20 protein-coding genes are annotated in these 20,948 nt (G+C 45.3%); 15 read left to right on the top strand and 5 right to left on the bottom strand.

The window, feature by feature from the left end; translation table 11 throughout:
- Nucleotides 1-374 precede the first annotated feature (374 nt).
- The 3 genes from RTV33_RS10495 to RTV33_RS10485 all read right to left on the bottom strand — a co-directional run bounded on the left by RTV33_RS10495 (nt 375) and on the right by RTV33_RS10485 (nt 3,604).
- A complete protein-coding gene (locus RTV33_RS10495) occupies nt 375-1,103 on the bottom strand; it encodes a phosphatase (protein WP_312644062.1) in 729 nt (242 codons plus the stop codon).
- Nucleotides 1,104-1,327: 224 nt separating this feature from the next.
- On the bottom strand, nt 1,328-2,245 hold the full coding sequence (locus tag RTV33_RS10490) for a DUF2935 domain-containing protein (protein WP_312644060.1): 918 nt from the start codon (nt 2,243-2,245) through the stop codon (nt 1,328-1,330).
- A gap of 180 nt (nt 2,246-2,425) precedes the next feature.
- Nucleotides 2,426-3,604, bottom strand: coding sequence for an EpsG family protein (locus tag RTV33_RS10485; RefSeq protein WP_312644058.1), 1,179 nt, complete (start codon nt 3,602-3,604; stop codon nt 2,426-2,428).
- Nucleotides 3,605-3,822: 218 nt separating this feature from the next.
- Between RTV33_RS10485 and RTV33_RS10480 the strand changes: the two genes are divergently transcribed.
- The 4 genes from RTV33_RS10480 (at nt 3,823) to RTV33_RS10465 (ending at nt 8,379) form a co-directional block, all read left to right on the top strand.
- Nucleotides 3,823-4,554 (top strand): HAD-IB family hydrolase, encoded by a 732-nt coding sequence (locus RTV33_RS10480; protein WP_312644057.1) that lies wholly within the window; start codon nt 3,823-3,825, stop codon nt 4,552-4,554.
- A 364-nt stretch (nt 4,555-4,918) separates the two neighbouring features.
- Nucleotides 4,919-5,986, top strand: a complete 1,068-nt coding sequence (locus RTV33_RS10475; RefSeq protein WP_312644055.1) for a hypothetical protein — start codon at nt 4,919-4,921, stop codon at nt 5,984-5,986.
- A gap of 205 nt (nt 5,987-6,191) precedes the next feature.
- Nucleotides 6,192-7,325 (top strand): DEAD/DEAH box helicase, encoded by a 1,134-nt coding sequence (locus RTV33_RS10470; RefSeq protein ID WP_312644053.1) that lies wholly within the window; start codon nt 6,192-6,194, stop codon nt 7,323-7,325.
- Between the two features lie 58 nt (nt 7,326-7,383).
- Nucleotides 7,384-8,379, top strand: coding sequence for a spore photoproduct lyase family protein (locus RTV33_RS10465; protein WP_312644051.1), 996 nt, complete (start codon nt 7,384-7,386; stop codon nt 8,377-8,379).
- Nucleotides 8,380-8,425: 46 nt separating this feature from the next.
- Here the strand turns inward: RTV33_RS10465 and RTV33_RS10460 are convergent, their stop codons facing one another.
- Complete coding sequence (locus RTV33_RS10460; protein ID WP_312644049.1) at nt 8,426-9,067, bottom strand: GntR family transcriptional regulator; 642 nt, start codon at nt 9,065-9,067, stop codon at nt 8,426-8,428.
- Between the two features lie 319 nt (nt 9,068-9,386).
- On the opposite strand from RTV33_RS10460, the gene RTV33_RS10455 reads away from it, so the two are divergent.
- From RTV33_RS10455 to RTV33_RS10410, 10 genes are all read left to right on the top strand, one after another.
- A complete protein-coding gene (locus RTV33_RS10455; RefSeq protein ID WP_312644048.1) occupies nt 9,387-9,881 on the top strand; it encodes an L-2-amino-thiazoline-4-carboxylic acid hydrolase in 495 nt (164 codons plus the stop codon).
- A gap of 59 nt (nt 9,882-9,940) precedes the next feature.
- Nucleotides 9,941-11,128, top strand: a complete 1,188-nt coding sequence (locus RTV33_RS10450) for an ABC transporter substrate-binding protein (protein ID WP_312644046.1) — start codon at nt 9,941-9,943, stop codon at nt 11,126-11,128.
- Nucleotides 11,129-11,241: 113 nt separating this feature from the next.
- On the top strand, nt 11,242-12,117 hold the full coding sequence (locus RTV33_RS10445) for a branched-chain amino acid ABC transporter permease (protein WP_312644044.1): 876 nt from the start codon (nt 11,242-11,244) through the stop codon (nt 12,115-12,117).
- Nucleotides 12,117-13,133 carry a branched-chain amino acid ABC transporter permease gene (locus tag RTV33_RS10440; RefSeq protein ID WP_312644042.1) on the top strand — a complete coding sequence of 339 codons (1,017 nt, stop codon included), beginning with the start codon at nt 12,117-12,119 and terminating at the stop codon, nt 13,131-13,133. The genes RTV33_RS10445 and RTV33_RS10440 overlap by 1 nt, the downstream gene beginning before the upstream one ends.
- Entirely contained in the window at nt 13,130-13,924 is a 795-nt protein-coding gene (locus tag RTV33_RS10435) for an ABC transporter ATP-binding protein (RefSeq protein WP_312644040.1), read from the top strand. The genes RTV33_RS10440 and RTV33_RS10435 overlap by 4 nt, the downstream gene beginning before the upstream one ends.
- Nucleotides 13,917-14,627, top strand: coding sequence for an ABC transporter ATP-binding protein (locus RTV33_RS10430; RefSeq protein WP_312644038.1), 711 nt, complete (start codon nt 13,917-13,919; stop codon nt 14,625-14,627). The genes RTV33_RS10435 and RTV33_RS10430 overlap by 8 nt, the downstream gene beginning before the upstream one ends.
- 90 nt (nt 14,628-14,717) lie before the next feature.
- Nucleotides 14,718-15,725 (top strand): dihydroxyacetone kinase subunit DhaK, encoded by a 1,008-nt coding sequence (locus RTV33_RS10425; protein ID WP_312644036.1) that lies wholly within the window; start codon nt 14,718-14,720, stop codon nt 15,723-15,725.
- Nucleotides 15,726-15,736: 11 nt separating this feature from the next.
- Nucleotides 15,737-16,357 carry a dihydroxyacetone kinase subunit L gene (locus tag RTV33_RS10420; RefSeq protein ID WP_312644034.1) on the top strand — a complete coding sequence of 207 codons (621 nt, stop codon included), beginning with the start codon at nt 15,737-15,739 and terminating at the stop codon, nt 16,355-16,357.
- Nucleotides 16,358-16,375: 18 nt separating this feature from the next.
- The gene (locus RTV33_RS10415; RefSeq protein WP_312644033.1) at nt 16,376-17,644 is read left to right on the top strand and encodes an L-serine ammonia-lyase, iron-sulfur-dependent, subunit alpha; all 1,269 of its coding nucleotides are present in this window, start codon (nt 16,376-16,378) and stop codon (nt 17,642-17,644) included.
- Between the two features lie 42 nt (nt 17,645-17,686).
- Nucleotides 17,687-18,331 carry a GntR family transcriptional regulator gene (locus RTV33_RS10410; protein ID WP_312644031.1) on the top strand — a complete coding sequence of 215 codons (645 nt, stop codon included), beginning with the start codon at nt 17,687-17,689 and terminating at the stop codon, nt 18,329-18,331.
- A gap of 133 nt (nt 18,332-18,464) precedes the next feature.
- Here the strand turns inward: RTV33_RS10410 and RTV33_RS10405 are convergent, their stop codons facing one another.
- Nucleotides 18,465-18,698, bottom strand: coding sequence for a hypothetical protein (locus RTV33_RS10405; protein WP_312644029.1), 234 nt, complete (start codon nt 18,696-18,698; stop codon nt 18,465-18,467).
- 102 nt (nt 18,699-18,800) lie between these two features.
- On the opposite strand from RTV33_RS10405, the gene RTV33_RS10400 reads away from it, so the two are divergent.
- A complete protein-coding gene (locus RTV33_RS10400; RefSeq protein ID WP_312644027.1) occupies nt 18,801-20,906 on the top strand; it encodes a thioredoxin domain-containing protein in 2,106 nt (701 codons plus the stop codon).
- The last annotated feature ends 42 nt before the right edge of the window (nt 20,907-20,948 follow it).

Raw genomic sequence — 20,948 nt, 5'->3', positions numbered from 1 at the left:
TCATAAAATTTTGTTTAAAAATCTCATACATTTCTTTTATTTTTAGTAAATTATTGTTAACCTACCAAATTAATATGAATATTTGCTAAAGGAGTGCCTATCTTCTGATGTTAATAGAAGCTCCCCTTCATTTAAAAAATAAGATGCTTCAATAATTAAAATAGCAGAATCTATAATATTGGGTTTAATGTGGCAGTTGGCATAAGAAAACCTAAGCTAAGGGCAAAGTAAAAACTCCTCGATATCTTTAAGGTTAAGGTCTGTCAACCTAACTGAAAAATATCGAGGAGCTCTTTAAATGGAAAGACATAAATAGTTTAGAACAAACGAAATGGAAAGAAAATAATCTTTATAAAAAGCTATATTCATTCTCTTTATTCGGCCTGCCTGTTAGATGCAAGATACTTCTTAAATTTTTCTACCGAATAATTTATAATGAGATCTTCAGGAAAATCCACCTTCTCAATCATTGGGCAGATATAGTCCATATTTGCAATATCGGCCATATAGTGAGCATCGCTGCTCAAAACAATGGGCACCTCATATTGCTTACATAATTCAAGGTAGGTCAAGGTGTTTTCTATCACGTTTTTCCTGGTACCGGTGCTTCTTAATGAGTTGTTATTAACCTCCAGCAGGGTGTGGAATTCTTTAGCTGCCTTTACCACTTCTTCATAAAACAAAGGGCAATTCCCATCATCCGGATGGCTGATAATATCGATATAAGGGTTTTTTATCGCATTAACGATTGCATCGGTATTTTCTCTTGCGTTTCCATAGGTATAGCAAAACTGATGAATACCCGCAATTCTTATGTCCAGACAATCCATATACTTCTCATCGAAGCTCAGCGTCCCTTGATAATCCAGAATATTAATTTCCGCCCCAAACATCAAATCGATGCCAAACATTTTTCGGGGCAGCACCTTTAAATTTTGAAAATAGATATCATCACACGTGCCCGGAATACCGGTTGTATGTTCGGTAATTCCCAGCAGCTTTAACCCTTTTTGTGCAGCAGCCTGTGCCATTTCGGTAACCGTTCCATAGGCATGTCCACTGGCAATTGTGTGTGTATGTACATCCAAATCAATCCGTTTCATCTGTAAATCTCTCCTGTTTTTATCACTTCGATATTTGATCATGCAAAAATTATTTCTTATAATAACTATAACATAGAGGGGTAAAGAAGTCGAAACAATTAAGCCCTGTGCAGGTAAAAAGCATAATACAAGACTAACAAGAAAAACAACGGGAATTCGATTTTGTATCGAGTTCTCGTTGTTTTCAATAAGCCATTGCTTCCATTTTAGCAGATTTTATTATTTCACATCATACGTTCATCCATTTTAAGCAACCGAATATAATGGTTTGCCTCGCGCAGTACGTGGTCTGCAAGCAGTGGCAGTATAATAGAGCGAATTTTACACTCCGCTATGCCCTTTGTTCCCGCTTGCTTAAAATCTCTGTATTTAATGGTCTCTTTCAGCGTGGCATTCGTGATACTCGCTATGGTTGCATCGGTTGCCTGCTCTGCACTTAGCAGTAACTTGCCATATTCAAAGGCAAAATCGTTTGATGTTTGTATGAGACTGTTCTCTGTTGGGTCAAGCAGCCCTCTAATAAACAGTGCATGCTCCAGCATAATCTGGTTCCAGAACAGTTCGGTTTGTCTGATATCGATATTATCGATGTCTTGTCCCTGCTCGATGTTTTCGAGATAACTACGATACAAGCGGGCTTCACGCAGAATATGTTCGATCAGCAATGGATAATTTACGGTAAACATGTTGCAAGATAGCACAGAATCCAAAATATCCTGTTTGAAGGCGATCAACCCATCCAACAGCATTTTGGCGTCCCTGTTGATCCTTTTAACACTACTAACCATCTCCGGTGTAATAGGCTCGTTATAGCCGCTGCGCAGCCTTGCTTCCATCATGGTAATATTCTGATTGATGGAGATACCGGTAAGGTTTTGTGTTTTTTGTTCTGCCCCCAGCGTAAAGTCGGTGATGATTTCACCCGATGACAACACCTTTGGCCGTATGATGCCGTTGCTAATGCCTACCGCATTGGATAAAAGCGCTTCAAATCTCATTTTAAAGCTATCCGCTTTTTTTGCATAATCTGCATTTTTGGGTGTAAAACCTGCTTCTAAAAAAATAGAATGCTCCTTCATAATCCTGCCGAAAAAAAGGTGTAGCTCAAGGGACAAGACTACATATTTCTTTTGACTTATCATCCAATCACCCCTATGTATTATAGTTATAAACCAGTTTATGTCTGTTTTTATGTTTGCATTCATACTTTCATTACAGGGTGTTTGTACTTAAAAAATCCATTGGATACACAAGCATGGGGACACCAAAAAAAGCCCTTCACCAGAGCATTCCGGCGAAGGGCTTTTAAACCATTAAAATCGCTAAATTGTCACATATGGTACCAGCAGTAATCGGTTTGCAACCAACAGGAACAAAAAGTACGTAAACCCGCCGAACAAAATAAACCCAATGGTTGCATGGTACATCGCCTGACGGTCGTGCAGACGGGCCTTAACCTCACCGTATTTTTGCAACGCCCGTTTTTTATCGCCTGCGGAGGATTTTACCGCTTTCTGTGCGAGCTCGAGCTCCAGCCTGTCCTCTTCGCTGATTGCCATACAGCGCATAATCTCGGGCAGAAGCAGCATTGCAACGGGCAGCAAAATCAGTGCAAACCGCTGGAATACAAAATGCTTATAGGTCATAAAGAACAGCAGGGCAGAATAAAAGCACAGGTTAATGAGCGGAAGATTGCGCGGATTGCGTGCGAGCAACTGCTTTTTCAAAAGAAAAACCACAAGGAACAGCACAATTGGAATCAGACCGGTTTGAAAATCACGCCCCTGCATGTAGTAACTGTCCACCTGGTAGCTTTGATAGATATATTTTGTAATAAACGTCATAATCGGCTCGGAAAACATCACAAACAGAAGTGTGCCGCCGCAGTATACTCCCAGTGTAACTTTATTCAGCGGCAGCTGTGCCAGAAAATAGACAAGAATCAGCACCAGCATGCTCTTGTGGAAGGTGGCGGAAAGCAAAACAATCAGCAGATAGGGAAAAAACTTTTTGTTTTGCAGGTGAGGCAGAGCAAACATAAAAATACAGATGGCAATTTGATGGCGGATGGTGCAGAGGGTATAACCAAAAAAGCCAAAACTGATGAACACGAACATGCTTACCCATACAGATGGAGAATATCGATAAAGAAAAACAGCTGTTAAGCCAATGCATACGACAGCAATGCCCAGCGCAAATACAATTTGCGTGCCGCCAAACAGTGAAATCACATAATTCAGCAGGCTGTAGCCAATTTCAATTCGGTATTGGTTTGCTCCGCTGAATACAAAACCAAGCCCGCCCTCATAAACCTGCTTGAAATAAGCAAGATAGGGTTCATAGTCGACCCCTACAGAGCTTGCCCGTATTGTGGACATGGCAATAAGCACAATAGAAACTACCGATAAAAAAATGAGATCATTGCGCTTACTGGGGTGACGCTCACAAATCAAATAGCCAAACACTGCTACAGCAGCCGCTAATACTAAATACGGAGCCACTTGCATACCTACTTTCTGTGACCAAGTTTACTTTACAGTATAGCTTTTTACAGCGCTAATGTCAATTTCTGCGGATGACCGAGAATGCACGAAAAAATCCTTTAAAAACCTGATTTCGTTGCTGAAATCAACCTAAAATTGGGTTGATATCTGCTTGAGTCCTGCGTATACTATAGATATGAAAATAGGCAGTAATAAGATTGGAAGGAGTGACTGGCATGGCAAACTGTGCGGCTTTTTTTGATATTGACGGCACAATTTCCCGTGAGGGTATGATTAGCGAAATGTTTAAAAAGATGATAAAATATGAACTGATTGATGACAGCAAATGGTACAGTGAGGTTGAGCCGGCATTTACCAAATGGGATAAACGTGTAGGTGACTACGATACATATCTGCAGAAAATGGTAGATATCTACACCGATACCGTTATCAATACCAATTCGTTTCACATCGCCTACATTGCACAAAAGGTGATTGAGCAAAAAGGTGAGCGGGTATACACCTATTCGCGTGAGCGAATTAAATGGCATAAGGCACAGGGGCATAAGGTAATTGCGATTTCGGGTTCACCTGTAGAGCTGGTGTGCGAAATGTCTCAAAAATATGGCATGGATGATTTTAGAGGAACGATTTATCAGGTGGGTGACGACGGAACCTACAACGGTGAGATTATACCAATGTGGGATTCTGTAAGCAAACGCAAGGCTGTGTTGGAAATGGCGCAAAAGCATGACATCGACCTTTCTGCCAGCTATGCCTATGGAGATACAACCGGCGATTTCTCAATGCTCAAGCTGGTAGGCAACCCATTTGCCATAAACCCTACAAAAGAACTGCTCGCGCGCATTTTGGAAGATGAACAACTTAAACAGAGAATTCATGTGATTGTAGAACGTAAGGATGTGACCTACCGGCTGAATGTCGATATGCTTGACTTACTGTGGTGAGAATATAATAACCAAGCACCTGAGCTTGCTCTCAGGTGCTTTTTTGCAGCTAAAATTTTAAAAGAAAACAGATGAATTTTAGTCAAAAAGCAGTAAAAAGAGTAAATTTGGGCTAAACTGGAAATTATAACATTTTGTAATATGTTGGAAAAAAGAATAAGCACTAAAATGCAATAAATTCCGTTTTGTACTGTAAAACGAATACAATTAATTGGAAATTCGAAACAACTAATTACAGAAGAGTTACAAAACTTCTTCCAAAAGTATTGACTTTTGTAACCTGTACGGCTATACTAGGGTTACGTTAAGTGGGAAATGGAGAGCCCGCCTGACAGACAAAACAAAATTTATGGAGGAATTCACAATGAAAAAAGTACTTGCTCTTGTACTTGCGGTTGTTCTTGCTTTCGGCATGACAACGGTTGCTTTTGCTGCTGATGCAAAAGGCAAAGCAAACAACATCTCTGTTGAGAACAAGCTTCTCACCTACAAAAACGACAAAATGGAAGATGCTGCTCTGAACAAAGACGGCACTCTGCCTGCTAACACCACTTACTACATGCATGTAAAAGACGAAGCTGGCGAAATCGACTCTTTGTCCAAACTTGACAACTACAAACTCAGGACCAGCATCGAAGAGGGCTCTTCTTACATCGCTTCTAAGCCTGCTTTTGTAATCAAAAAAGATGGCGCTGAGAAAAAAGCTTACATCACCTTCAAAACTGCTGACAAATTCCAGATGGAAGGCAAAGCTTTGGAGATGTCTGTAAACATCTACGGTAAAGAGAACTACGTAATCGATTCCGGTAAAACTGAAGCTGCTGTAGCTGAAATCAACACCGAGGTTGCTTACGAGGTAGACAACGCTTCTACATACAGCGTTCTCAAAGGCCAGGTAATCAGCTTTGACGATTGCGACGATGTTGAGATGGTTTTCGACAACGACGTAGTATTTGCTGTTAACGCTGCTGGTCAGAAAGACCTGTTCCTGAGACTCGACACTGAAGATGAGGCTCTCGAAGACAAAAACCCTGAGGCTGACCTCTCTGTTTACTACTTCGCTGGCAACAACAAAACTTTCCGCAGAAGCGGTACTCTCACCATCCCTGCTGAGATGATCGAGAACAAAGACGGCAAACTGGTTGCTCCTTACATCTACTCCAACGAGAACGGCAAACTGGTTGCTCTCAAAGACGCTAAATACGATGAGGATGCTGCTGCATTCACCATCAAAACCAACAAACTGGGCAACTACGTTGTTTCCGACATCGCACTGAAATCTGTAGATACCAACGAACCTACCGATGACAAAGACGATTCCAACACCACTGGCGAGAAAAACCCCGACACCGGCGCTAACGATTTCGTAGGCCTGGCTGTAGCTATGGCTGTCGTTTCTATTGCTGGTATCGCTGTTGCAAAACGCAAATAATTAACTCTTAAAAGTTAATAAACCCATAGCCCAAAAGCCCCATGCCGATCTCCAACGGCAGGGGGCTTTTTGCTGTTAATTTTGGGTATAAAGCAGCAAAAAAAGTACAATAACATTGACAGCCTTGCAAAAGACAGATACACTGATAAAATAAATATAATAGGATAAAATGATACTATAAAATTTCGAGTAAATGAGGATAACAATGAATTTTAAAGCATTGGGCTTAAACGATGCGCTTGTGCAAGCGCTTGCCGCACAACAGATAAAGGAGCCGACCACAATTCAAGGGATGGCAATTCCGAAATTGATGGCAAATAAAAATGTGATCATACAGTCGGAAACCGGTTCGGGCAAAACGCTTGCCTACCTGCTACCGCTATACGCCAAACAAACCGAGCCGAACAAAACCATGCAAATGCTGGTTTTGGTGCCAACGCAGGAACTCGCCATGCAGGTGCACCGTCAAGTAGAGATACTGGCTGAAAACTCGGGGATCCCTCTCAAATCAGTGGTAATCTTTGGCGATGTCAACATCAAAGGGCAGATTGAAAAGCTGCGTGACAAGCCACAGGTTATTATTGGTACCTGTGGCAGAATCAACGAGCTGATTCAAAAAAAGAAAATTACGGCGCATACCGTCCAAACAGTTGTGATTGATGAAGCAGACAAGATGCTCGATAAACAGAACATTGAGGGAGTTAAGGCCATCCGCAAAGCGGTGATGCGCGATACTCAAGTGGTGCTGGTATCTGCAAGTATTTCTGCAAAAACCCTGGAGCAGGCGGGTGCAATTGCAAAGGATACAGAGCTGGTTAAAACCACTGAAACTTACAAAATCCCCGAAAATATACAGCATTTGTATACCGTGGTGCAATCGCGCGATAAGCTGGAGACGCTGCGCAAGCTGATTTCAATCATTCAGCCGCAGCGTGCACTGGTATTTATCAATAAGCCGGAGGAAACCGAGGTTGCCGCCGCCAAGCTGAAATACCATAAGCTGAATGTGTCGTATATCCATGGCACCAGTGCCAAGCAAGAGCGCCAGAAAGCGATTGCAGATTTTTCTGCCGGTAAAGTTTCGTTGTTGATCGCAACCGATATTGCGGCGCGCGGGCTGCACATTGCAGAGGTATCCACTGTGTTCAGCCTCAGCATTTCCGATGACCCGATGGATTATCTGCACCGTTCGGGCAGGGCTGGGCGCGGCGAAACCGAAGGGCTTTCAGTTTCGATTGTGACGGAACAGGAGCTGCCGCTCATCCGAAAATATCAGCGTACTTTTTCGATTGTAATGACCGAGATTGCGCTGCGAGAGGGCAGAATTATAAAAAAATAGAGCAAGAATACTAGATGGGCTTAAGCTGCTTATACTATTGCTGTTAAGGAGTGATGGTATGAAGTTTGACAACGTTTACTATGAGTCAAACAGCTTAGACTATGATCTAGGAAGAATTTTGCATGAAAAGTTTAATAATATCCCATGGATTGAAATTGAGAGCCACAACCGCATTGAACAGATGCAGGCGAAACAAAACTCTGAGTTTGCCAAGATGAAACGCAATTTGATTATTGGGATAAGAAAGACGCATAAATATGTAGAAAACCACAAGGTATCGGATTACCTTGTACCATATACGTCATCGGGCTGCAGTGCTATGTGCTTGTATTGCTATCTGGTTTGCAACTACAACAAGTGTGCTTATCTGCGTCTGTTTGTAAACCGTGAGCAGATGCTTGAAAAGCTCATCAAAACTGCAAACAAAAGTGATCGCCCGCTCACCTTTGAAATAGGCAGCAACAGCGATCTTGTTTTGGAAAATACCATTACCCGCAATCTTGAGTGGACAATCACTGAATTTGGAAGAAACGAAAAAGGCTTTCTGACCTTTCCCACAAAATTCGATATGGTTGAGGCGCTGCTGCCCCTCAATCATAGAAGGCGTGTTATCTTCCGCATGAGTGTAAACCCGCAGGAGGTTATCAATAAAATTGAACTTGGCACATCACCGCTTAAGAAGCGCATTAATACGATCAATCAAATGTGCGAGGCGGGGTACCCCACCGGTATTTTAATTGCACCTGTGGTTTTGACAGGCGACTGGCGCAGGCAGTACTCTGAACTGCTTACCCAATTGGCAGACACTCTTTCAGAAAAAGCGAAAAAACAGCTCTTTATCGAAATTATTTTTATGACCTACAGCTATATTCACCGTATGATCAATAATGAAGCTTTTCCCAGCGCGGTTGAACTGTATGATAAGGAGCTGATGACCGTGCGCGGGCGCGGCAAATATTGTTATCGCCCCGAGATACGCAGTGATGCGGAGGAGTTTTTGAGGGCGCAAATTGAGCAGAAACTTGGCGGTGTTAGCATTATTTATGTTGTATAAAGGAAAAGAAACGAAGCCTTAAATAAGCTTCGTTTCTTTTTTTATGCTATTTGGAATCTAAGTCATCAAATCCGCTGATATCTTTTTGCAGGCACAATACCGCTGCTTCCTTATCGTTGTTTTTCAGGTGCTCTAAGAACTGTTTATGTCCGCCGGCAAAACTCACGAACTCAGTCTTATGCCATTTATCCCAATAAAACTGTGCATATGCCCGGGACAGTGTGGTTAGCGAAGCCTTTAAGCTGCGATAAATATACTCATTGTTAAAGCAGGAAATCAGTGCGAGGTGGAACTTGGAGTTTTTCGCCCAATGGATTAGGGCGTCGTGCTCTAAGCTGCCACGGTAATCTTCCTCAAGCATCTGCTCGAGATGCTCAATGTGTTTGGGGGTAATCATTTCCCAATATTGTGTAAGGCAACCGCACTCCAGAACCAGCCGAAACCGCTGAATATTCTGCACATCGCGGTCGGTAAGGCGGATGACCTCGTAGCCATAGCGTGGGATGCTGCGCAAAACGCCTTCGTTGCAAAGCTCAATCAAAGCTTCGCGTACCGGCGATTTGCTGACATTGAACTTCTCGACTAACCCTTTTTCGCTGAGAACATCGTTTGGCTGGTATTCCCCTTTGATAATGCTTTCAAAAACTGCGGCATATATTTTTGATTTTAAGCTACCCTCGTTCGCCATTTTGCAAACACCTTACATACCTTTCCAATATAAAATATATCTTAATGATAACAGGTAAAATGCAATTGTCAACATTTGAAATGTACCGTTCGGGCTCCTGTGAAAGTGAAATTAGTCATAACCCACAAATTGAGGACTGACAATCAATGCATTCTGTGGAAAATAAAGAAATATATTGCTTTTTGAATGCTTCTCTGATATTATTACTAACATATTACAGATATATTATTAAAAATCTAGCGACTTGGATTTCTTACAATGAGAATGAAACGCGAACACTGCGATTCAAAATAAAACACAAATTCAGGAGGAAAAAATCGTGTCTAACATCAAAAACGTAGCAAAAAAAGCAGAAGAGAAAATTGAAATCAACAGAGCTCAAATTGAGCACAGAGCAACATGGATGGGTCTCATCTACGACGAGGCTGAAAAAGCAGGACTGGATGCAGAGACGCTGACAAGAAAAGCAATCAAGCGCTGCGGCCTAATTCATGGAGAGGGCTTCAAAGAAGCCTGCAAGAACCCCGAGAACGGCGAGGATTTCAAAGATGCATTTTTGGGTGAGGTTGGCGTTAAAACCTTTGAGATGGATAACATCAAAGCGTCTTACGACGAGGTAAGCGTAGATTTCCATTACTGTGCACTGGTAAATGCATGGCAGAAGCTGGGCTTTAGCGATGAAAGATGTGCAAAGCTTTGCGATATTGCAATGGATGGCGACAGAGGCATTGCAGAGGCTATGGGCATGACTTTGGAATTAACCGACACCATTGCAAAAGGCTGCGATTCTTGTAAACTGCGCTTCCACAAATAATCTGCAAGGACAAATGGTTTTTACATACGGAACGAAACAACGTTTTTAGGAGGAAAATCATGAAAAAGTTAATCGCACTGGTTCTTAGCGTATTGATGATCACCGCAATCTTCACAGGGTGTGCATCGGCTCCCGCATCTAGCTCTGCTCCGGCTGCAGACGGTTCAGCCCCCGCAGAAAAAGGCACCATCAAATTTGGTGTACTTGCCCCTCTCACCGGCACAAATGCTGAGTACGGCAAAGGCTTTGAGGTTGGAATGCAAATGGCTGTTGACAGAATCAACGCAGCCGGCGGCGCCAACGGTTACAAGCTGGAGCTCGTAATCAAAGACTCTAAGGGTGACCAAAAAGAAAGCTCCGACCTTGCAAGACAGTTTGCCGACGATGAAGAGATTCTGGCAATTTTGGGCGACTTCCCATCGGGTGCTTGTATGGCAAACGCGCCGATTGTTGATGAGGCAGGCATTGTTCAGCTTTCTCCCACGGCTTCCAACCCCGACTATGCTGCTATGAGCGAGTACTGCTTCAGCATCATGGGCCGTCAGGACGGCGAGGCCCCTTTCTATGCAAAATATATTCTGAACAAATATATGGGCGCTAAAAAGCTGGGTGTCATCTACATTAACAGCGACTGGGGTAAATCCTGCTACGATAACTTCAAAAAACAGGCGGATGTTGAAGGCCTGGAGATTGTGGAAACCGTAAGCTATGTACAGGACGAAAAGGACTTTTCCTCTTTAATCACAAAGCTGAAGGCTGCAAACCCCGATACCGTATGTATTATGGATCAGGGTGCAGTTCCTCAGATCATTAACCAAATCAAATCGTCAGGCTGGGATGTTCCCATCACCACACTGGGCCCGGGTACTTCGCAGCAGCTGATTGACCTTTGCGGCGAAAATGCAGAAGGTCTGCTGCTCACCTCTCCGTTCTTCTTTGACCCTGCAGACGCTGAGATTACTGCATGGAAAGATGAGTTTGTCTCCAAAGCAGGCTTTGAGCCTACCATCCATCCCGCTTGCGCGTTCGATTGCGTTAACCTGCTTGCAGAGGCAATCAAAGCCAGCGGCGACGGCGAAGTAACCAGACAGACGATTCGTGACAACCTTGCCAAGGTTGAAATGCAGGGTGTAACCGGTCCCATTAAATTTAATGAAGCAGGCGATATCACAAGGCAGTACCTAATCTGCGGTGTTGAAAACGGCAAGTATGTTGTAAAAGAAGGCTTCGATTACTCTGTGGAGTAATTCTGCTGCGATCATTCTTCTAAAAAAACTGCTACCGAAGTGCTTTGCAATCATACAAATTGCAAAGCACTTTGAGTATCAGGCTGTTAAAATATGTTTCGGGGGGAGCATTTATGGAGTATTTTCTCAATCAGTTGATCAACGGATTGTGTCAAGGCGCCATATACGCGCTGATGGCAATTGGATACTCGGTTGTTGTTGGTGTGGTAGGCATGGTTACGTTCACACACGGTGAAGTAATTATGATTGGTGCGTTTGCGTCTTTTTATGTTTTTGAGGCATGCGGCAACAATTTGCTGCTGGGTGTCGCGGCAAGTTTTCTTGCATCATGGCTTATCGGTATGTTTGTTTACAAGGTTTGTTACGAGCGATTCTTTAATGCGCCGAGACATATTTCTCTTATCTGCACCATTGGTGCCAGTATGCTGATTAAAAACCTTGCTCAGATTATCTTTGGTCCAAACCAAAAACCGATGCTGAATGTGGTTGAAAATAAGTTTTTCAACTTCGGCACGGTGCAAATTTCAATGGTACAGGTTATCGTTATTATAACGGTTGTTGTACTGGCAATTCTTCTTTCGCTGTTTTTTTATAAGACAAAATGGGGCATTGCGTTAAGGGCGGTAAGCCAGGACAAAAGCGCGGCTTATCTGATGGGTGTAAACGTAAAAAGAACCGCGATGATCGGCAACTGCATCGGCTGCGGCCTCGGCGGTGTTGCCGGCATGCTCCTTGCAATATATTATCAAACCCTGAGTGCCACCATGGGCGGCTCTATGGGTATGAAGGCGTTTTCCTCCTCGGTTCTCGGCGGTCTTACCGATATCCGCTGCTCTGCATTGGGCGGTCTGTGCATCGGTATTATCGAGAACCTCGGCATTACCATTTCTTCCGCAAGCTTCCGTGATATCTTTGCGTTTGGCTTCCTCATCCTGGTGCTCATCATCAAACCGGAAGGCTTCGCTTCCAAGAAAGGAGTGCGCCCTTAATGTCAGAAATAATTGAAACATGCAAGGCAATTTATAAAAAGCATAAGCTCATCTGTATGCTGGCACTGTTGGTGCTTCTCCTTTTTGTTCCGGTGCTTTTCCCCAAAAGCTACGTTATGGGCATTATGTGCCGTATTCTGATGTATGCGACCCTCGCCGGCTCGCTGAACGCGATTAACGGCTACAGCGGACAGACCTGTATCGGTCATGCGGGCTTTTTCTGCATTGGCACCTACTGTGAGGCAATTCTGGCAACCAGGCTGGGGCTTAACTTTTGGCTGCTGCTGCCGGTTGCGGGTATTGTTACGGCAATCATCGGCCTGCTGATTGCACTGCCCACCTTGAAGATGAAGGGTATGTACCTTTCGATTGTAACCCTTGGCTTCTCAGAAATTGTGCGCCTCATTGCGCTAAACTGGGAATGGCTCACCGGCGGCCCAATGGGCATTAAGGGGATTCCCGTTCCTGTGCTTTTCGGCCTCGAAATCAAAAACTCCAAAACCTATTACTATATTTTTCTCGCAATTGCGGTTCTGTTTGTGTTTGTTACAAACAGGGTTATCAAATCTAGGTTGGGTAGGGCTTGGATGTCGATTCGTGAGGACGAGCTCGCAGCAAAATCGCTGGGAGTTGAAACCTCCCGGTACAAAGCACTCAACTTTATGTACGGCGCTTTCTGGGCGGGCGTTGTGGGTGCGGCGTATGCTCCCTATGTGCGGTTTATCGATTCCACTTTCTTCAGCCTTGATGAGGGCTTTAACATCCTCTCTATGGTCATTATCGGCGGGCAAGGTACGTTGGTCGGGCCCATCTTCGGTTCCGTTATCGTAAACTTCTTAACCGAGATTTTAAGACCGGTTGGCCAATGGAGAATGGTTGCCTACGCAATACTCATTATAGTTATGATGTGGTGGAGACCACAGGGATTGGTCGGCGCTTCCGACAGTATCCTGGCGGGCGGTAAAATAACCAAACCAAAATCGGTCAGACAAAAGAAAGAGGAGGTGCGCGCATGAGTGCTCTTCTGGAAGCAAAAGGTGTTTGTAAATACTTTGGGGGCTTGAAAGCGGTTGAGGGCGTGGATATGTCCATCAACAAGGGTGATATTTTTGGTATCATCGGCCCAAACGGTGCGGGAAAAACCACCTTTTTCAACATCTGCTCCGGCATTTATCAGCCCACCAAGGGTGAAATCTGGCTGGATGGAGAAAAAATCTCCTCCCTGCACTCCGAGCAGATCGCCAAAAAAGGAATGGCAAGAACCTTCCAGAACATTCAGCTGTTCAAATACATGTCTGTTCTGGAAAACGTCAAAATCGGGTTCCATATCCACACCAAAACAAAAATGCTCGACTCTATTCTGCATACTAAAACCTATCAGCAGGACGAAGAGTTTGCAGTGCAAAAAGGGCTTGAGATTTTGGAGAAGGTAGGGCTTTCCGAGTATAAGGATACGATGGCGGGCAACCTCGCTTATGGAATTCAGCGCAAGGTTGAGATTGCAAGAGCCCTCGCTCTTGACCCGAAAATTCTTCTGCTCGACGAGCCAGCGGCAGGTATGAACCCGCTGGAGACACAGTCACTGATGGAATTTATCAAACAGCTGAATCATGACGGATACACCATTGCGGTGATTGAGCACGATATGAAATTTGTAATGAACTCCTGCAACCGCATTTTGGTGCTCAACTTTGGGCAGAAAATCTGCGAGGGTACGCCCGATGTTGTAAAGGCCGACCGCCATGTACATGAGGCATATTTCGGCAAGGGAATCATTGCAGGAGAGGCGGTTAAAGTAAATGCTTAAAATAGAAAACCTTTCGGTAAACTACGGCTACATAACCGCGCTCACCAACGTAAACCTTGAGGTAAACCAGGGCGAAATCATCACCCTCATTGGCGGTAACGGCGCGGGCAAAACCACAACACTAATGTCAATTTCCGGTCTGGTGGAGAAGGCAAGGGGTAAAATCACCTTTAAAGGCGAGGATATCACCAGAAAAGCGCCCGATAAAATTGTTAAAATGGGGCTGAGCCATGTGCCCGAGGGCAGAAAGATATTCCCCGCGCTTACGGTTTACGAGAATTTGATTGCGGGCACGCTCGGCAATCCATCGCTGAAAAAAGACAGGGTAGCAGAGCTGATTGAAGAGAACTACCTGCTCTTTCCAAGGCTGAAAGAGCGTGCAACGCAGGGCGGCGGCAGCCTTTCGGGCGGTGAGCAGCAGATGCTTGCGATTGCGAGAGGGTTAATGATGGAACCCGACATCATCATGCTGGATGAGCCCTCGCTCGGGCTTGCACCGATCGTCGTGGAAGAAATTTTTGAGCTGATTCTAAAAATCAGAGAAAAAGGCAAAACCGTGCTGCTCATCGAGCAAAACGCGTCTATGGCGCTTTCCATCGCCGATAGGGGTTACGTGCTAGAAACCGGTAATGTCATCCTTGAGGGAAAAGGAAAGAGTCTGTTGGAAAACCCAGAGGTAAAACGTGCCTATTTGGGTGCATAACCACATATAAAAATAACAAGCCCGGTGCGCAGTACGAAATGACACAGCAGTGTAATTTTGTCTGCGCTTTCGGGCAAATTGGAGGAAGCTATGAGAAAGATTATCAACAAACCGGAAAACTTTGTGGATGAGACGATAGAAGGCATTCTTTTTGCATATGGCGACCGCGTAAAGCTTTTAAACGAGGACAAACGGGTCATCCTCACCAACTACCCCGTGAAAAAGGGCAAGGTAGGTATTGTAACAGCAGGCGGAAGCGGGCATCTCCCTGTATTCTTGGGTTATGTCGGGCAGGGCATGTTGGATGGATGCGCAGTGGGAAATGTGTTTGCATCCCCCTCGTCGCAGAAGATGGCGGACATGATTAAGGCGTGCGACTACGGAAGCGGTGTGCTTTGCCTGTACGGAAACTACGGCGGCGACAACATGAACTTTGATATGGCCTGCGAGCTGGTGGAATTTGACGATGTGGAAACCAGAACCGTACGCGTCAAGGATGACGTTGCGTCCAGCCCCAAGGAGGCAGCGGACAAACGAAGAGGCGTTGCCGGAATGGTATATGCATTTAAGCTCGCCGGTGCTGCAGCCGAAAAAATGATGAGCCTGGATGAGGTTGCGCAGGTAGCGCAAAAAGCTTTGGATTGCACCAGAACGATGGGTGTTGCACTCTCTCCTTGCATTGTACCGGAGGTGGGTAAGCCCACATTCTCAATCAATGATGATGAAATTGAGATTGGTATGGGCATTCACGGAGAGCGCGGTATTGAGGTTCGTAAAATGATGACCGCAGATGAGGTTGCACAGACTGTTTTGGAGAAAATTCTCGCCGATATGCCGCTGGAAAAGGGAGACGAGGTCTCGATTATGGTGAACGGGTTGGGCGCAACCCCGCTGGAAGAGCTGCTGATTGTTTATCGCAAGCTGCACCTCCTGCTCGCAGATAAGGGCGTTACCATTTATATGCCGCATGTAGGCGAGTTTGCAACTTCCATGGAAATGGCGGGTCTTTCCATTACGGTGCTCAAGCTGGACGATCAGCTGAAAGAGCTGCTGAGAAGCCCCGCATCCACACCATTCTACACCAACGCAAACAAATAGGAGGAAGAAAAATGAACGCAACTACGTTAAAAGAAGCGTTTGCTGTCATCAGCGATATTATGCTGAAAAACAAGGATTATCTGATTGAGCTTGACCAGCAAAACGGCGATGGAGATTTGGGAATTTCGATGAGCGGAGGCTATAAGGCTGTGGCAGATTATCTCGCCGATGCCGAGGAAAAAGACCTCGGCAAGCTGCTGCTGAAATCAAGCACGGTATTCAACGAGGCTGCGCCCTCCTCGCTGGGCACCATCACCTCGTTTGGCCTAATGGGTATGGCAAAAGCGCTTAAGGGCAAAGAGGAGACAACCCTCGCCGAAACAGCAGAAGCATTGTGTGCTGGGGTTGAAAAAATTATGGACAAGGCAAAATCCAAACCGGGTGAAAAAACCATTCTGGATGCGTTGTGCCCCGCAGTGGAAACACTAAAAGCAAACAGCGCGGCAGATGCTAAGACGGCGTTTCAGGCAGCATATGACGCAGCGGCAGCGGGCTCTGAAAGTACCAAAGCAATGAAATCGGTGCATGGCAGGGCGGCTTATTACGGAGAAAAAAGCATTGGTTTGCTGGACGGCGGCTCTGTAGTGGGCAAACTAATCTTTGAAGGACTATACCAGTGCTGCTGCAGGTAAGAGAGGACGTATTGTTACATGGATAAAAGCACATACAATCATTATTTGGCAATATTAAAAAGTGAACTGATACCGGCACTTGGATGCACTGAGCCGATTGCAATTGCATTTGCAGCGGCCAAGGTGTGTGAGGTGCTGGGCTGCAGGCCGCAGTCCATTGAGATGGCCTGCAGCGGCAACATCATCAAAAACGTAAAAGGCGTAACAGTACCCAATTCCGGTGGCTTAAAGGGCATTGATGTTGCGGCGGTGCTGGGCGTTGTGGGTGGCAGAGCAGATAAAAACCTGGAGGTGCTCCAGTCGATTACACCCGAGCATATTGAAGAAACAAAGCAACTCGTTGCAAACGGTTACTGCAAATGCAGCCTGATTGAAGGGGTAGAAAACCTCTATATCATTGCAAAAGCGTGGGCGGGCGAACAATCTGCGACCGTAGAAATCAAATCCAAACACACGCATATTACCAAAATTACCAAAAACGGCGAAGTTATTTATAAACAGGATGATATCTCAAATACCGCTGAAACGGGCGACAAATCGCTGCTCAACGTAAAGGATATTATTGAGTTTGCCGATACCGTATGCATTGACGATGTCAGTGAGCTTTTGGATCGCCAGATCGAGATGAACACTGCCATTGCGGATGAGGGGCTGAAACACAGCTACGGCACCGAGGTGGGCAGAACCCTGCTGGAATTTTACGGCAATGATGTTAGAGTGCGTGCACGTGCAAGAAGTGCCGCCGGGTCGGACGCTCGCATGAGTGGCTGTGCACTGCCGGTTGTCATCAATTCCGGCAGCGGCAACCAAGGTATGACCGTTTCGCTGCCCGTAATTGAGTACGCATACGAGCTGGGCGCGAGCAAAGAGCAGTTATACCGTGCGTTGGTGGTTGCAAACCTAATTTCCATTCACCAGAAAAAATACATCGGCAGCCTTTCGGCTTACTGCGGTGCAACCAGTGCAGGCTGTGGGGCGGGCTGCGGCATCACCTACCTGCACGGCGGCAGATACGAGGACATCTCAAAAACCATCGTCAATACCATCGGCAACATCGGTGGCATGGTGTGCGACGGTGCAAAACCGTCCTGCGCTGCCAAGATTGCATCCGCAGTAGATGCGGGAATTATGGGCTTTTTGATGGCCAAAAAAGACCGGGTATTTCAGCCGGGCGAGGGTCTGGTGCAAGGGGATGTCGAGCACACGATCCAAAACCTCGGTAGAATGGGCAGAGTGGGTATGAAATCCACCGATGTCGAGATCCTCAACATTATGATTGGCAAATGACAGAAATGAGACGGTACAGCGACAGACAAGGAGAGAAGCAGGATGGCACAGGGCGGTTCCCTAAAAAATAAAATCTACAACTCCGTGCTGAGCGATATTTTGCAGGGGAACTACACTCAAGATACCATCATCAGCGAAAAGATGCTGATTGAAAAGTATCAGGTAAGCAAATCACCTGTGAGAGATGCGCTGATAGAGCTGTGCAACGAGGGGATTCTGCGCAGTATCCCCCGCTATGGCTATGAGCTTGTGAGGATAACCGAAACAGATATTCAGAATATTATTGAATACAGGATGATACTGGAAAGCGAATGTGTACGAATAGCCGCAAAAAAAATGTTGGATCAGGAAATTGACGAGTTGGAACAATATACTCGTCAGTGCTGCAGCATCCCCCAAGAGGTGGATATTTGGAAACATTGGGACAACAACATACGGTTTCACCTGCGGCTGAATTCCTATGCTCAAAACCAGTACATCTACGATAAGCTGAAAGAGAGCATGAATATACTAACAAGAGCCTATGCACAAATGCACTGGAACCAGTGGCACAAAACTGAATTTTCTATGGGAATTGAAGGGCATCTTGAAATTATAAGGTGCATCCGTGCACGAGACTCAGAGCTGGCAGTAAAAGTACTCAAAGAGGATATCAGCCGGTTCGGCAGCGTTCTGCTGAACTGGTAACAAGACCAAAAAAAGCGAGATACTACAGGGTGGAAGTTATCTCCAAACAAATGCTAAGGGTGTATTCTAAACAGAATACACCCTTATTTTGTAAAACAATATCGGTCTTTATGGTTCAATATAAAGTTACTGCTTAGTGACTAAAATGTTCAGAAAACTGCTCTATTACCGCTTGTACTTCCTCTATCTTATCTGGTTTTAACAAGGCAATTATTTTAGAAGCAAACTGTGCGATATCATCATGTGTAAAGCTGCCCTCGGTCTGTTTTCTAAAGTTTTCTGCAAGCAATGCTCTCGCTTCCTCAATCTTGTTCTCTTTTACTCTTTTCAAAATATAATCTGAAAATTGTTTCTGCCCTTGATTCATAAATGGCCTCCTTTGAAGCTTTATAATAGTATATATTGTATCAAGAAAAAATTGTTTTATAAGCGGGGCTTTTTTCAATAACGGTCAAGCTAAGGACTTCGCATGACTATTTTTGCTATCTTTTTTATTTCAGGGTATACTAGGCTCAAACAGTTTCTGGAAGGAAGTGATAGTACGGCTAATTCAAACAAAAAATCCAATAAACTCATACATGAAAAATCCCCCTATCTCCTTCAACATGCCTACAATCCGGTAGATTGGTACCCTTGGGGAGAAGAGGCCTTCGCCCACGCCAAAGCGGAGGATAAACCTATTTTTTTGAGCATTGGCTACAGCACCTGCCATTGGTGCCATGTCATGGAGCAGGAGTCGTTTGAAGATGATGAGGTGGCGCAGGCGCTGAACCGTAATTTTATTGCAATCAAGGTGGATAAAGAGGAGCGCCCCGATATCGACTCGGTTTATATGAACGTGTGCCAGGCACTCACGGGCTCGGGCGGCTGGCCGATGACAATTCTGATGACACCGGAGCAAAAACCGTTTTTTGCGGGCACATACTTTCCAAAACGATCGCGCTACAATATGCCGGGCATACTCGATATTCTGCAGACGGTGGCGACACAGTGGCGGCAGGATAAGGGTAGGCTGCTTGACTCTGCGGGAAAGATTACCGGAATTATGAAAAAACAAGAGCAGGAAACGGGCGAGGGCAGGCTCTCAAAAGAGCTTACCGAGCAAGCAGAAAGCCTGTTTGCCAAAAGCTTTGATGTGCGGTTTGGCGGTTTTGGCAGCGCGCCCAAATTCCCCACACCGCACAATCTGATGTTTCTGCTTCGCTACAGTGCGTTAGAACAAGATAAGTCTGCTTTATCTATGGTGGAAAAAACACTGCAGCAGATGTACAAAGGCGGGCTGTTTGATCACATCGGGTTTGGTTTTTCGCGTTATTCAACCGACCGGCGCTGGCTGGTGCCCCATTTTGAAAAAATGCTTTACGACAATGCACTGCTTGCCATCGCCTACCTGGAGACGTATCAGCTGACGGGGAATGAACTGTACCGACGGGTTGCGGAAAAAACACTCACCTACGTTCTGCGCGAAATGACGAGTGAAGACGGCGGGTTTTACAGCGCACAGGATGCAGATAGTGAGGGGGTTGAGGGAAAATACTATGTGTTTACACCGGATGAGATCATCAACCTGCTGGGAGAAGAGGACGGAGCATATTTTAACCAGTATTTTGATATTACCGCAAAGGGTAACTTTGAAGGTAGCAGCATTCCAAACCTCATAGAAAACGCTGCTTATGACAAAGCCGATGACAGAATTGAAGCCCTGTGCAAAAAAGTGTACGAATACCGCCTCACCCGCACCGCACTTCATAAAGACGATAAAATTTTAACCTCTTGGAATTCATTGATGATTGTGGCATTCGCAAAGGCGTATCAAGTATTGGGAACGCAACGTTACCGTGAGGCGGCAGAAAGAGCAATGGAGTTTAACAGGCAGATGCTGACAACCGAGGATGGCAGGCTGTGTGTCCGCCACCGCGACGGTGAATCGGCGGGCGGTGGGTATCTCGACGATTATGCCTTTACCGCATGGGCAGCACTCACCCTCTATGAGGCAACCTTTGAAGCAAACTATTTAGAAAAAGCTTTGTTTCTCACACAGCAGATTTCAGAGTTGTTCAGCGACGCAGAAAGCGGTGGGTTTTATCTTTACGGTGCAGGCAGCGAAAATCTTATCCTGCGCCCCAAAGAGACCTATGACGGTGCGATTCCTTCGGGCAACTCGGTTGCAGCGTATGTGCTTATTCGGTTGGCAAAGCTGACCGGTAAGCCCCAGCTTGAGGAACTTGCCCATAGACAGCTCAAGTTTTTGGCCGGCAGCATGGAGCATTACCCCGCAGGGTACAGCTTTGCGCTGATGGCGATGATATCCGCCCTTTACACCACCAAAGAAATTGTTTGTGTTACAGAAAACAGTGAAGATGTACAAAAACTACAGGGCATATTGCGCAGCCGTTTTTTACCCAACACGGTTGTTTTGGTGAAAGACCTTACCGGTGACGGTAAGACGGAGCAGCTTGTGGAGCTGATTGAAAATTATAGGCTGAAAGACGGCAAAACGGCTTACTACATCTGTGAAAACAATGCATGCACCCCGCCTTTTACCAATTTGGACGAACTGGCGAAACGTCTATAGCAGTATCATTCAACTGCCTATTTGAATATTATTCCATCTTCA

The sequence above is a fragment of the Hydrogenoanaerobacterium sp. genome, assembly GCF_032017025.1.
Classification (GTDB): Bacteria; Bacillota; Clostridia; order Oscillospirales; family Ruminococcaceae; genus Hydrogenoanaerobacterium.
The sequence above is the reverse complement of the archived record's forward strand: the minus strand, read 5'-3'. Positions and strand labels throughout refer to the sequence as shown.

Bases quoted from the DNA above. Each gene is read 5' to 3' on its own strand.
- RTV33_RS10435 (WP_312644040.1), top strand. From the start codon at position 13,130: ATGAGTGCTCTTCTGGAAGCAAAAGGTGTTTGTAAATACTTTGGGGGC.
- RTV33_RS10430 (WP_312644038.1), top strand. From the start codon at position 13,917: ATGCTTAAAATAGAAAACCTTTCGGTAAACTACGGCTACATAACCGCG.
- RTV33_RS10495 (WP_312644062.1), bottom strand. From the start codon at position 1,103: ATGAAACGGATTGATTTGGATGTACATACACACACAATTGCCAGTGGA.
- RTV33_RS10440 (WP_312644042.1), top strand. From the start codon at position 12,117: ATGTCAGAAATAATTGAAACATGCAAGGCAATTTATAAAAAGCATAAG.
- RTV33_RS10420 (WP_312644034.1), top strand. From the start codon at position 15,737: ATGAACGCAACTACGTTAAAAGAAGCGTTTGCTGTCATCAGCGATATT.
- RTV33_RS10425 (WP_312644036.1), top strand. From the start codon at position 14,718: ATGAGAAAGATTATCAACAAACCGGAAAACTTTGTGGATGAGACGATA.
- RTV33_RS10450 (WP_312644046.1), top strand. From the start codon at position 9,941: ATGAAAAAGTTAATCGCACTGGTTCTTAGCGTATTGATGATCACCGCA.
- RTV33_RS10400 (WP_312644027.1), top strand. From the start codon at position 18,801: ATGACTATTTTTGCTATCTTTTTTATTTCAGGGTATACTAGGCTCAAA.
- RTV33_RS10415 (WP_312644033.1), top strand. From the start codon at position 16,376: ATGGATAAAAGCACATACAATCATTATTTGGCAATATTAAAAAGTGAA.
- RTV33_RS10410 (WP_312644031.1), top strand. From the start codon at position 17,687: ATGGCACAGGGCGGTTCCCTAAAAAATAAAATCTACAACTCCGTGCTG.
- RTV33_RS10470 (WP_312644053.1), top strand. From the start codon at position 6,192: ATGAATTTTAAAGCATTGGGCTTAAACGATGCGCTTGTGCAAGCGCTT.
- RTV33_RS10405 (WP_312644029.1), bottom strand. From the start codon at position 18,698: ATGAATCAAGGGCAGAAACAATTTTCAGATTATATTTTGAAAAGAGTA.
- RTV33_RS10460 (WP_312644049.1), bottom strand. From the start codon at position 9,067: ATGGCGAACGAGGGTAGCTTAAAATCAAAAATATATGCCGCAGTTTTT.
- RTV33_RS10465 (WP_312644051.1), top strand. From the start codon at position 7,384: ATGAAGTTTGACAACGTTTACTATGAGTCAAACAGCTTAGACTATGAT.
- RTV33_RS10475 (WP_312644055.1), top strand. From the start codon at position 4,919: ATGAAAAAAGTACTTGCTCTTGTACTTGCGGTTGTTCTTGCTTTCGGC.
- RTV33_RS10480 (WP_312644057.1), top strand. From the start codon at position 3,823: ATGGCAAACTGTGCGGCTTTTTTTGATATTGACGGCACAATTTCCCGT.
- RTV33_RS10490 (WP_312644060.1), bottom strand. From the start codon at position 2,245: ATGATAAGTCAAAAGAAATATGTAGTCTTGTCCCTTGAGCTACACCTT.
- RTV33_RS10445 (WP_312644044.1), top strand. From the start codon at position 11,242: ATGGAGTATTTTCTCAATCAGTTGATCAACGGATTGTGTCAAGGCGCC.